A 12,032-nucleotide genomic window follows, 5' to 3' on the forward strand; every position below is an offset into this window, starting at 1 on the left:
GAGGGGGCAAGCCCCTCCCACATGTTGATCGTCATTGGCTCAGATGCTCTGGCGCAACCGGGCCAGGTCACGCAACGGCGGTGCGCCAAACAATCGGCTGTATTCCCGACTGAATTGCGATGGGCTTTCATACCCCACCCGATACCCCGCCGCCGACGCTTCCAACCCTTCGGCAATCATCAAGCGCCGTGCCTCCTGCAAGCGCAACTGCTTCTGGTATTGCAACGGGCTCATGGCGGTGATCGCCTTGAAACGGTGGTGCAAGGTCGAAACGCTCAGGTTCACTTCCTTGGCCAGGTCATCGATGCGCAGCGGTTGTTCGTAGTTGCCGTTCAACCACTTGATCGCCTGGCTAACGCGATGGCTCTGACTGTTGGCCACGGCGATTTAATACAGCCGATAGCCCTGCGGCCCACGCAATAACCGGTAAAGAATTTCGCGGTTGATCAACGGCGCGAGCATGGCGATGTCTTTCGGCGTATCCAACAGGCGGGCCAGTCGCAGTACGGCGTCCAACAGTTGGCCATCGATGCGGTCGACGTACATGCCGCGAGAAGTCGGGCGCGATGGCACGCCCATCGGGCCAGCCTCGGCAATCAGCGCCGTGAGCTGTGCCGGATCGATATTGATGCGCACCGACAGGTTCGGGTCCTCCGGTGTTGCATCGATGATCCGCCCGGCCACCGGCATCGCTACCGAGAACACCAGGTAGTTGAGCGGGTCGTAGGCAAAGATTTCGTCGGCCAGGCGTACTTCCTTGCTGCCACTGGCGAGGATGCACAGGGCCGGTTCCACCAGCACCGGCATGAAGTCGCGCGGGGTGTTGTGGCGGTTCAGAAACAGGGTGGTGATGGCCGTACCGTAGGAACCGTCCTCCCAGGTATGCCGGTGCACGATGCTGGCCAGTTCGGCGCGCTGTTTTTCCATCTCGGCGTCGAGGGGAATGGCTGTATGTTCGGGCGACGACATGGAACGTCCTCTACTGGCTACTTCGATGGGGTCAGCTTAGCGGCGGCTTTTCAAACAGTGTTACGTCGATTCTGCACAATCCTTGCCTGATCCTGCGATACATCGTGAATCAGGCAATCGCGGCACCTGTCATCTCCCTGAAACAAGGCGTCGGGCCATCGAATAAACCTCTGTGCCAGACGTCCCTCCTACGCTTCTCGCAGGATTGTGCAATAAGCCGACAGGAATTGACTAACCGCGCGCCGACTCGCGCCGTTATCTTTGATCCTGTGGCAACACGCCCTCACAGTGCTTGCCGAGCATCACTTCTCAACGGGAGAGTCGAACATGTCCACCCCCATTCCCGCGAGCCATATGGCCTTTATCCGCGCCCGCACCGGGTGCAGCACCGAACTCGGTGCACGCTTGAGCAGTTTGATCGAACCGGGCCGCCAGGCTCAGGGTTGCCTGCAGTTCTCGTTGCAGCATTCCCAGGTTGATCCTGATGTGTGGTTGATCTCCGGTTTCTGGAGCAGCGAGCAGGCGATGAGCGCCTACTTCAACTCCCCGGCGCTGATGATCTTCACCGAGCTGTTGAACGACATGGTCGTGCGCAGCATGGACTTCCAGACCTTCACCGATGCATCCGCCGCACACGCCTACGGCGAGTACCTGCAACTCGCCGGCTGAAGGTCTAGAATGGCCGACTTTCCATTGGCCAGGACCTGCAACATGGCACGTAAACAATTTGCCCACCACGAAGCCGTATCCGCCGTAGTACCGGGTGAAGGGGGCTACAGCGCCGCCGTTGCCGTCAAGGCACTGGATGGCATGGGCGCCCCGCAGTTTCACAAGATCCTTGACGGACAGACGTTCAAGACAGCCTCCGATGCTGACGATGCAGCCACTGTGCAGCTTGAACGGCTGACGGGTGTGGACGAAGAGGGTCAACTGACCTGGGCGAGCGCCGCCAACTGAGCAACACCGACAGTCCAATGTGGGAGGGGCTTGCCCCCTATAGCGGCGTGTCAGTCAACAACGATGTTGAATGTGCCATTGCCATCGGGGGCAAGCCCCCTCCCACGTTTTATTGTCTTTCAGTCAGGGTTTGCTGGCGCCTGGGCGATACATCCTGAACAGGGCTTCTGGCCCCAACTGAAAGTAATCCGCCGGTCCGCCACCGCGCAGGATCGGCTCGGCGGCGGCGGTATCGTAGATGCCATCCTTGAGCAGCCACTTGGCAATGTGCACCGCGACCACCTCGCCGAGCACCAGCCAGCTCGGCACCAATGCCTTGTCGGCACGTTGCAGCTGAATGATCTGCGTCACCTTGCATTCGAACGAGACCGGGCTTTCGCCCACCCGCGGCACACCAACGATCTTCGAGGCCACCGGCGTCAGGCCGGCCAATTCAAACTCGTTCACCTCAGGTGAGACGGCAGCACAGCTCTGGTTCATCTGCTCAGCCAACGGACGGGTGGCCAGGTTCCATACAAACTCGCCGGTCTGTTCGATGTTGTTCAGGCTGTCTTTGCGCCCGACGCTGGAAAATCCAATGATCGGCGGAATGTAGTTGAACGCATTGAAAAAACTGTAGGGCGCCAGGTTCAGGTGACCTTCGTTGTCATGGGACGAGATCCAGCCGATCGGCCTTGGCCCGACAATGGCATTGAACGGGTCATGGGGCAGGCCGTGGCCGTTGGCGGGTTCGTAGAAATGGATATCGTCGGGCATGGCCGGGGTTCCTGCAGTGGTCGTCGATGAAGTGGCCATACTATGGAATTTTCATTCATCGCCCACCTATTTTTCACAGCTCCACCGTCAGTCTGCGCCCACTGTCGACAACCCAATAAGTCGGCCTATTGAGAGACTGAGCTTTGGAGCCTTCCCCCTTATGAATAAACTTCCTCAGATCACCCTGGCGTTCTGGGTCATGAAAATCTGCGCGACCACCTTGGGCGAAACCGCCGGGGATTTGCTGTCGATGACCCTGGATGTCGGTTATGCCATCAGTTCGATGATGCTGATCAGCGTGTTCCTGATCACCTTGGTGACGCAACTGCGCTCGAAAACCTATAACCCGGTGCTGTACTGGATCGTGATTCTGTCCACTAGCACCGCAGGCACCACGATGTCGGATTTCATGGACCGCACCTTGGGGCTGGGTTATGCCACGGGCTCCATGATCCTGATCGCGATCCTGATGATCATCTTCGCGTTGTGGCACCTCAGCGGCGATTCGCTGAACGTGAACAAGGTGCAGACCTTTCGGGGTGAGTTGTTCTACTGGATGGCCATCCTGTTCTCCAACACCTTGGGCACCGCGTTGGGCGATTTCCTGGCAGATGACTCCGGGCTGGGCTTTGCTGGCGGCGCCTTGTTGATCGGCTCGGCGATTGCGGCGGTGGTGGCACTCAAATACTTCACCAGGATTTCTTCGGTGCTGTTGTTCTGGGTGGCGTTTGTACTGACCCGGCCGTTCGGCGCGACCTTGGGTGACTTCCTTACCAAGCCCCATGAAAAGGGCGGGTTGGACTTCGGCACCATCGGTTCGTCGGCAGTGTTGGCGGCGGTGTTGGTGGTGATGATTGCGGGGGCGTCTTACGCGCAGCGGCGGTACGGACGTAAGACGATAGCTGAGTTGTCCTGATTCAACCTGTGGGAGGGTTTGCCCCCTCCCGCAGGGTTGACTGCAACTGACGTTTAGTCGGTGGTAATGCGCGAGTGCTTGCGGGTGTCCTTCATGGTCACGTAGACCACCAGGGACACCGCGATACACGCGGTCACGTACCAGTAATAACCGGTTTCCATGCCGATGCTCTTGAACCACAGCGCGATGTATTCAGCGGTGCCGCCGAAGATCGACACCGTCAGCGCATACGGCAGGCCCACGCCCAGGGCGCGGATTTCGGTGGGGAACAGTTCGGCTTTCACCACGGCGTTGATCGAGGTGTAGCCGCTGACGATGATCAGCGCCGCCATGATCAGGAAGAACGCGCCCCACCAGGTCTGGATGGTATGCAGGGTGGTGAGGATCGGCACGGTGAACAGCGTACCGAGTATGCCGAAGGCGATCAGGATCGGCCGCCGGCCGATTTTATCCGACAGCCCGCCGACGATGGGTTGCAGGCACATGAACAGGAACAGCGTCGCCGCCGAGATGGTGGTGGAGTCGGAAATGCTCATGCCGACGGTGTTCACCAGGTACTTCTGCATGTAGGTGGTGTAAGTGTAGAACGCCAGCGTACCGCCCATGGTCAGGCCGACCACGGTCAGCAGTTCCTTGGGGTGGCGCATCAAGGTGCGCATTGCGCTTTCCTTGGCCTTTTCCTTTTTGGTGAACGACTCGGTTTCTTCCATGCCGCGCCGCAGGTACAGCGCAACCACTGCGCAGAGTGCGCCGATGGCGAACGGGATACGCCAGCCCCAGGCATACAGTTGCTCGGTGGTCAGCAGTTGTTGCAGCACGATCAGCACCGCCAGGGCGATGAGCTGGCCGGAGATCAGCGTCACGTATTGGAAGCTGGAGTAGAAACCACGACGTTGCTTGGTCGCCATCTCGCTGAGGTAAGTGGCGGAGGTGCCGTATTCGCCGCCGACCGACAGTCCCTGCAGCAAGCGGGCAAAAACCAGCAGGATCGGCGCACCGATACCGATGATTTCATAGCCCGGGCTCAGGGCAATCAGCAGCGAGCCGAAGCACATCAGGTAGACCGAGGCCATCAGGGCTTTTTTACGGCCGACCTTGTCGGCGTACAGGCCCATCAGCCAGCCACCGATCGGGCGCATCAGGAAGCCCACCGCGAAGATCGCGGCGGTGTTGAGCAGTTGGGCGGTGGTGTCGCCTTTGGGGAAGAAAGTCTTGGCGAAGTACAACGAGAAAGCGGCGTAGACGTACCAGTCGTACCATTCGACCATGTTGCCGACGGAACCACTGAAAATCGATTTGATGCGGCTGGAGGTAGTGCGCTCTTTTGCCGGCGCGGCCGCCGACCCCAGAGGCAGGGCGTTGGAGTTATCCATTGAAGGATCCTTCATCTAGTTGTTTTTATGGAGCGGCGCGTGCGCAGCCTGGGTCGAGCTATAGCAGGAGCTGTGCCAGGTGGATGAAGGCCCGGAACAGAGGGGTTTGAGGATTTATTTGAGCGAAAAACCGCTGATGATTTGCAGGCGGTGGGCGGAAATCCGCTTATGGCTGTTGTCCTCATTGGGGGCAAGCCCCCTCCCACACTTGAATGTATTCACAGATCAAAATGTGGGAGGGGGCTTGCCCCCGATAAGGCCTGGCAGTCAACACAAAGGTTGGCCTAGAGAAACATCTCCCGCACCAACCCATGGCGCTGCATCTTTTCATTGAAGGTACGCCGTGGCAGTTGCAGCTCGGCCAGTACCGCCTTGATATCGCCTTTGTGTCGGGTCAGCGCGGCTTTCAGGCAGTGGGCTTCGAAGGCCTCTTGCTGCGCGGCCAGGGACTGTCCGGCCTCGATGCCCTCCGGTTCCGGGTCGCCCAGGCCCAGCACCTGGCGTTCGGCGACGTTGGCCAACTCGCGCACGTTGCCCGGCCAGTCATGGCTGAGCAAGCGCCCCAACTGCGCGCCGCTCAATGGCTCGACGCTGCGGCCCAGGCGTTCGGCAGCACTTTGTGCAAAGTGATCGAACAGCAACGGGATATCTTCGCGGCGCTCGCGCAGGGGCGGCAGGCGCAATTGCGCGACGTTCAATCGATACGCCAGGTCTTCGCGAAAGCGCCCGGCGCGGGCCTCTTCCAGCAGGTCCGGCTTGGTGGCGGCGATGATGCGCAGGTCCACGTGGATGCTCTGGTTGGAGCCCAGCCGCTCCAACTTCTGCTCCTGCAGCACACGCAGCAATTTCACCTGTTGGGCCAGCGGCATGCTTTCGATTTCATCGAGGAACAGCGTGCCGCCGTGGGCGTATTCCAGCTTGCCGATGCGCTTGCCCTGGGCGCCGGTGAACGCGCCGCTTTCGTGACCAAACAGCTCGGCCTCGAATAACTGTTCCGGGATTGCCGCGCAATTGAGCGCCACGAATGGCTTCTTCGCACGTGGACCAAAATCATGCAGGCAGCGCGCGACCATTTCCTTGCCACTGCCGGTCTCGCCACGGATCAGCACGTTGACCGGCAGGCTCGCCAGGTCCAGCACCTGGCGGCGCAAGGTCTGCAAACCCCGGGACACGCCCAGCAGCGTCGATTCCAATTGCGCCCGGTGGTCGGCCTGCTGATGCAGGCGACGGTTTTCCAGGATCAAGCCACGTTTGTCCAGGGCACGGCGCAGGCTGTTGAGCAGGGCGTCGGGGCTGAAGGGTTTTTCGAGGAAGTCATAGGCGCCGTCGCGCATGGCTTCGACCGCCATCGGTACATCGCCATGGCCGGTGAGCAGGATCACCGGTAAATCGGCATCACGGCGCCGCACTTCAGCCAGCAGCTCCAGGCCGCTGAGACCCGGCATGCGCACGTCGCTGAGGATCACGCCGCGGAAATCCCTGGGCAGTTGCGCCAGGCATTCTTCGGCGCGGCTGAACAACTGCACTTCAAAGCCTGACAGGCTCAACCATTGCTCGACGGCCGTGCGGATGCTGGCTTCGTCATCGACCACAATCACCGCGTTCAACATAGGTCGGGCGTCTCCAGCGCGATGGGCAAGGTCAGGGTAAAGACTGCGCCGTCGCCCCGGTTACCGGCGATCAGGCGACCGCCCAATTCGTGCACGATAGCGTAGGACACCGCCAACCCCAAGCCGAGGCCGTCTCCCACCGGCTTGGTGGTGAAGAACGGGTCGAACACGCTGCTCAGGTGTTCTTCGGCAATCCCGCCGCCGCTGTCGCTGACCGTGAGTTGCCAGAGTTGCTGGTCGGCGTGCAGGCGGATTTCCAGGCGTTTGCGCGGTTTGTCGGCCATGGCGTCGAGGGCGTTGCGTAACAGATTGATCAGCACCTGTTCCAGGCGGATCGCGTCACCGCGTACCCAGGCGGGGCGGGCCAGGTCCAGCACCACGCCGATGGCCTCATCGCGCAGGCGTGCGTCGAGCAGGTGCAGGGACTGGTCGACCACCGTGGCCAAGTCCAGGCGTTCGCGCAGGCCACTCGGGCTTTTGCGCGCGAAGGTCTTGAGGTGGCCGGTGAGGGCGGCCATGCGTGTGAGCATATCGTCCAGCGGTGTCAGGGCCTGGTAAGCGTCGTCAATGCGGCCGTGATCGAGCAGCAGGCGCAAGGTGGCCAACTGCATGCGCTGGGCGGTCAGTGGCTGGTTGATTTCGTGGGCGAGGGCGGCGGACATCTGCCCCAGCGCCGCCAGTTTGGCCGATTGCACCAGGCCATCCTGGGCGGTGCGCAACGCCTGGGTGCGTTCTTCCACCAGTTGCTCAAGCTCCTCGCGGCTGCGCTGGCGCAAGCGGGCCAGGCGCCAGCGTTGGGTCAGGAACAGCACCAGGAACACCAGCGCCAGCCAGGAACCGGCGGCAGCGAGCCCGGCGTTGCGTTGGTCCTCAAAGGCGAACTGGGGCTTGCGCAGCAGGTGCAGGGTCCAGCCTTCGGCTTTCAGGGGCAGCGATTCCCAGATGTAGTTGGCATTGCCATCCGGGCCGTTGACGCGCATCAGATGGCTGTTTTCGTCAAAGCGCTGCAGGGTCTGGGTTTCCAGCGCCTGCAGTTGTTTTTTGTCGTATTGGCGGGTGGCTTTCAGCTCGGCAAGGTCGTTGGCCGATAACGGTCGCAGGTTGCGATAACGCCAGCCGGGCTGGTTGGCGATAAACACGATGCCGCGCGCATCGCTGACCAGCAGCAGGTCATTGCCCTGGGCCCATCCGCGTTCGAGCTCGGGGAACTCCAGCTTGACCACCATGGCGCCGAGGAACTGCTCGTGTTCATCCAGCACGGCGCTGGAGAGGAAATACCCTGGGATGCCGGTCGTCACCCCCACCGCATAAAAACGCCCGGTGCCCTGGCTCAGAGTCTGGCTGAAGTACGGTCGGAACGCGTAGTTATGGCCCACGTAACTGCTCGGCAGGTTCCAGTTGCTGGCGGCGACCGCCAGGCCGGTGCGATCCATCAATTCCAGGGTGGAGGACTGCGCGGCCCCATTGATGCGTTCGAGCTTGCGGTTGAGCACGTCCTGGGTGGCGGCGTCCAGCGGGCCTTTCAACGCGCTGATCATTTCCGAGTCCAGCGCCAGCACGGCGGGTAGCGCACGGTAGCGTTCGATCAGGGTGTGCAACGAGCTGGCATAGAGTGCAAGTTGCTGATTGGCACGGGCGGCATCGTCCACCAGGGCCTGGCGTTCAGCGTGGCGGGTGGCCAGGGCTGCGGCCAGCAGTGCGCCAGCGATGATCAGCAGGGAGTAGAAGGTCAGGCGCAGGGCGCGCGGGATCACGATCATACGGTGATGGGCAGGCACGGTAAGGGGAGTGCACCATAGCATGCACGACGTTTATGTTGGGGCAAGCCCGCTCGCCACAACAAGCCCAGTGGTCACAGAAAGCCCACAGGTCACAACCGCCGCGTTTTCCACAGGCCATAAAAAAGGCGACCGGGCCATGGGCCGCAGTCGCCTTTATGTTTGGAGGGGAAGCGCTTACTGCACTTCTACCGCCAGGCTTTCACTGATCTTTTTCTGCCAGATGGCAGGACCGGTGATGTGCACGGACTCGCCCTTGCTGTCGACAGCAACGGTGACCGGCATGTCTTTCACGTCGAACTCGTAGATCGCTTCCATGCCCAGTTCGGCAAACGCGACAACACGCGACTTCTTGATGGCTTGCGCCACCAGGTAAGCAGCGCCGCCGACGGCCATCAGGTACACGGCCTTGTGGTCCTTGATCGCTTCGATCGCAGTCGGGCCGCGTTCGGATTTGCCGATCATGCCCAGCAGGCCGGTTTGTTCGAGGATCTGGCGAGTGAACTTGTCCATCCGCGTAGCGGTGGTCGGGCCTGCCGGGCCAACCACTTCTTCGCGCACCGGATCAACCGGCCCGACGTAGTAGATGAAGCGACCTTTCAGGTCCACCGGCAGGCTTTCGCCCTTGTTCAACATCTCGACCATGCGTTTGTGCGCGGCGTCGCGACCGGTGAGCATCTTGCCGTTGAGCAACACGGTTTCGCCTGGTTTCCAGCTCTGCACTTCTTCCGGGGTCAGGGTGTCGAGGTTGACGCGACGGGCCGACGGGCCGGCTTCCCAGACGATTTCCGGGTAGGCATCCAACGGTGGCGCTTCCAGCGACGCCGGGCCCGAACCGTCGAGCACGAAGTGTGCGTGGCGGGTGGCGGCGCAGTTGGGGATCATGCACACCGGCAGGGACGCGGCGTGGGTCGGGTAGTCCATGATCTTCACGTCGAGCACGGTGGTCAGGCCACCCAGGCCCTGGGCGCCGATGCCCAGTTGGTTGACCTTCTCGAACAGCTCCAGGCGCATTTCTTCGATACGGTTCTGCGGGCCGCGCTTTTTCAACTCGTGGATGTCGATGGATTCCATCAACACTTCCTTGGCCATCACCGCAGCTTTCTCCGCGGTGCCGCCGATGCCGATACCCAGCATGCCCGGTGGGCACCAGCCGGCGCCCATGGTCGGAACGGTCTTGAGCACCCAGTCGACGATCGAGTCGGACGGGTTGAGCATGGCCATTTTCGACTTGTTCTCGGAGCCGCCGCCCTTGGCCGCCACGTCCACTTCCACAGTGTTACCCGGGACGATGGAGTAGTGGATGACCGCCGGGGTGTTGTCCTTGGTGTTTTTGCGCGCGCCTGCCGGGTCGGCGAGGATGGATGCACGCAGGACGTTTTCCGGCAGGTTGTAGGCGCGACGCACGCCTTCGTTGATCATGTCGTCCAGGCCCATGGTGGCGCCATCCCAACGCACGTCCATGCCCACGCGCACGAACACGGTGACGATACCGGTGTCCTGGCAGATCGGACGATGGCCGGTGGCGCACATGCGCGAATTGATCAGGATCTGGGCGATGGAATCACGGGCTGCTGGCGATTCTTCGCGCAGGTAGGCTTCGTGCATGGCCTGGATGAAATCAACGGGGTGGTAGTAGGAAATGAATTGCAGGGCGTCGGCAACGCTCTGAATCAGGTCGTCTTGCTTGATCACGGTCATGAGTCGCGCTCCTCTATAAGGGAACATTCAATAAAGGTGGGCCCAGTGTTGCATCGGTCGGCTGAGGCCACCTTTCCAAGGCACGCCAAAGTGGTGCAGGCGCGACGCTAAAAAGGCGCGGCAGTATAACCCGGCGCGGTGGCCGATACACCCGACTATGGTCAAACTGTCGCAGGCATGATTCCCTGTGCGCGCCCCTTGTGATTGAGTCCTTATATGCCTGAACTGTACGTCGGCGAACACCATTGGTCGGTAGCCCCCGGCAGCAACCTGCTGGATGCCTTGAACCTGGCGGGTGTGGCCGTGCCCTACAGTTGCCGCGCCGGCAGTTGCCATGCCTGCCTGGTGCGGTGCCAGGGCGAGGTCGAAGACAAGCAGCCCGAGGCCTTGAGCCCGGCGCAGCGCCAGGACGGCTGGCGGTTGGCCTGCCAGTGTCAGGTCAGCGGCGACCTGCGGGTCGAAACGTTTGACCCGACGCGTGACGGCTTGCCGGCCCAGGTGGTGGGTGTCGATTGGCTGAACCCGAACGTGCTGCGCCTGCGCCTGCAACCAGAGCGAGGTTTGCGTTACCGGGCTGGGCAGCACCTGGTGTTGTGGGCCGGGCAAGTGGCGCGACCTTATTCCCTGGCGAGCTTGCCCCAGGAAGATCCATTCCTGGAGTTTCATCTCGATTGTCGCCTGCCCGGCGAATTCAGCGATCTTGCCCGGCAGTTGCAGGTGGGTGATCGACTGCGCCTGGGGGATTTGCGCGGCGGTGCGCTGCAATATGATCCGGACTGGCAAACACGGCCATTGTGGCTGCTGGCATCCGGGACTGGGTTGGGGCCCCTGTGGGGTGTGTTGCGTGAGGCGCTGCGCCAGGATCACCAGGGCGCCATCCGCGTCATTCACCTGGCCCATGATGCCGAAGGCCATTATCTGGCCGAGCCCTTGGCTGCGCTGGCTGCACAGCATCCCAACCTGTCGGTGGAACTGTGGACGGCGGCGCAGGTGGCCCAGGCATTGGCGCAACTGCGGCTTGTTTCGCGGCAAACGCTGGCCTTACTCTGCGGGCACCCGGCCAGCGTCGAGGCGTTTTCCAGGCGCCTGTTCCTGGCGGGATTGCCGCGTAATCAGCTGCTGGCCGATGTGTTCTTGCCCCGCGGTTGAGCGCTGAATGTTCCAGCCGCGAGATTTGCCATGACCGATGCCATCCAACAGTTGCGCGAACGCGGGGCGTTGATCCTGCAGTTCAATCGTCCCGACAAGAAGAACGCTCTGACCCGCGCCATGTACACGCAATTGGCCAATGCACTGGAGCACGCCGACGCGGATGCCGATATCCGCTGCGTGCTGATCCAGGGCAGCAGCGAGTGCTTCACGGCCGGCAACGACATCGGTGATTTTCTCGAACAGCCGCCCAGCGACCTCGACAGCCCACCGTTTCACTTCATGAAAAGCCTGCTCAACTGTCGAAAACCCGTAATTGCTGCGGTGGCGGGGTCTGCGGTGGGTATTGGTACAACCCTGCTACTGCATTGCGACCTGGTGTACATCAGCCGCGATGCGCGTTTGCGCATGCCGTTCGTCAACCTGGGGTTGTGCCCGGAGTTTGGCTCGAGCCTGATCTTGCCAAGGTTGCTGGGGCACGCAAAGGCCGCCGAATTGTTGCTGTTGGGTGAGGGATTTACCGGCGAACAGGCAGTGGCGTGGGGGCTTGCCACTGAAGCGCTGGGCAACGGCGAGGCGGCGCTGGCCAAGGCGCGGGAAGTGGCCGAACGGTTTGAGACCCTGGCGTCGGGTGCGGTGCAGGTGACCAAGCAGCTCATGAAAAGTGTGGATCGCGAGCAGTTGCGCCAGGTGATCGAGGAGGAGGGTGCCTTGTTCACCCAGCGGTTGAAGTCGCCGGAGGCGATTGCGGCGCTGTCAGCGTTTATCACCCGGCGATGAATGTGTGGTGGTTGATCGGGCTTCATCGGGGGCAAGCCCCCTC

At 61.6% G+C, this 12,032-nt stretch carries 10 protein-coding genes and 1 pseudogene; 5 read left to right on the forward strand and 6 right to left on the reverse strand.

What is annotated here, in order from left to right; translation table 11 throughout:
- Nucleotides 1-39: 39 nt before the first annotated feature.
- Nucleotides 40-969: pseudogene (locus BMX59_RS20190) on the reverse strand (AraC family transcriptional regulator N-terminal domain-containing protein).
- A gap of 327 nt (nt 970-1,296) precedes the next feature.
- Here BMX59_RS20190 and BMX59_RS20195 point away from each other — a divergent pair.
- Together BMX59_RS20195 and BMX59_RS20200 are read left to right on the forward strand one after the other, a co-directional pair.
- The gene (locus BMX59_RS20195) at nt 1,297-1,638 is read left to right on the forward strand and encodes an antibiotic biosynthesis monooxygenase family protein (protein ID WP_010208042.1); all 342 of its coding nucleotides are present in this window, start codon (nt 1,297-1,299) and stop codon (nt 1,636-1,638) included.
- A gap of 9 nt (nt 1,639-1,647) precedes the next feature.
- Entirely contained in the window at nt 1,648-1,926 is a 279-nt protein-coding gene (locus tag BMX59_RS20200) for a hypothetical protein (protein ID WP_083351504.1), read from the forward strand.
- Between the two features lie 123 nt (nt 1,927-2,049).
- On the opposite strand, the gene BMX59_RS20205 is transcribed toward BMX59_RS20200, so the two are convergent.
- On the reverse strand, nt 2,050-2,682 hold the full coding sequence (locus tag BMX59_RS20205; RefSeq protein ID WP_092246825.1) for a flavin reductase family protein: 633 nt from the start codon (nt 2,680-2,682) through the stop codon (nt 2,050-2,052).
- Between the two features lie 160 nt (nt 2,683-2,842).
- On the opposite strand from BMX59_RS20205, the gene BMX59_RS20210 reads away from it, so the two are divergent.
- Nucleotides 2,843-3,598 carry a COG4705 family protein gene (locus BMX59_RS20210; RefSeq protein ID WP_071489326.1) on the forward strand — a complete coding sequence of 252 codons (756 nt, stop codon included), beginning with the start codon at nt 2,843-2,845 and terminating at the stop codon, nt 3,596-3,598.
- Nucleotides 3,599-3,651: 53 nt separating this feature from the next.
- Here the strand turns inward: BMX59_RS20210 and BMX59_RS20215 are convergent, their stop codons facing one another.
- The 4 genes from BMX59_RS20215 to BMX59_RS20230 form a co-directional block, all read right to left on the reverse strand.
- Nucleotides 3,652-4,971 (reverse strand): MFS transporter, encoded by a 1,320-nt coding sequence (locus BMX59_RS20215; protein WP_071489327.1) that lies wholly within the window; start codon nt 4,969-4,971, stop codon nt 3,652-3,654.
- Nucleotides 4,972-5,255: 284 nt separating this feature from the next.
- Nucleotides 5,256-6,581 (reverse strand): sigma-54-dependent transcriptional regulator, encoded by a 1,326-nt coding sequence (locus BMX59_RS20220; protein ID WP_093125147.1) that lies wholly within the window; start codon nt 6,579-6,581, stop codon nt 5,256-5,258.
- Nucleotides 6,575-8,341, reverse strand: a complete 1,767-nt coding sequence (locus tag BMX59_RS20225) for an ATP-binding protein (RefSeq protein WP_093125151.1) — start codon at nt 8,339-8,341, stop codon at nt 6,575-6,577. The genes BMX59_RS20220 and BMX59_RS20225 overlap by 7 nt, the downstream gene beginning before the upstream one ends.
- A 195-nt stretch (nt 8,342-8,536) precedes the next feature.
- Nucleotides 8,537-10,060 (reverse strand): fumarate hydratase, encoded by a 1,524-nt coding sequence (locus BMX59_RS20230; RefSeq protein ID WP_027605509.1) that lies wholly within the window; start codon nt 10,058-10,060, stop codon nt 8,537-8,539.
- Nucleotides 10,061-10,276: 216 nt separating this feature from the next.
- On the opposite strand from BMX59_RS20230, the gene BMX59_RS20235 reads away from it, so the two are divergent.
- On the forward strand, nt 10,277-11,209 hold the full coding sequence (locus BMX59_RS20235) for an iron-sulfur-binding ferredoxin reductase (RefSeq protein WP_071489330.1): 933 nt from the start codon (nt 10,277-10,279) through the stop codon (nt 11,207-11,209).
- Nucleotides 11,210-11,239: 30 nt separating this feature from the next.
- Complete coding sequence (locus tag BMX59_RS20240; RefSeq protein WP_092246834.1) at nt 11,240-11,989, forward strand: enoyl-CoA hydratase; 750 nt, start codon at nt 11,240-11,242, stop codon at nt 11,987-11,989.
- Nucleotides 11,990-12,032: the final 43 nt, after the last annotated feature.

The organism is Pseudomonas sp. NFR09 (genome assembly GCF_900111535.1).
In the GTDB taxonomy this organism is placed as follows: domain Bacteria; phylum Pseudomonadota; class Gammaproteobacteria; order Pseudomonadales; family Pseudomonadaceae; genus Aquipseudomonas; species Aquipseudomonas extremorientalis.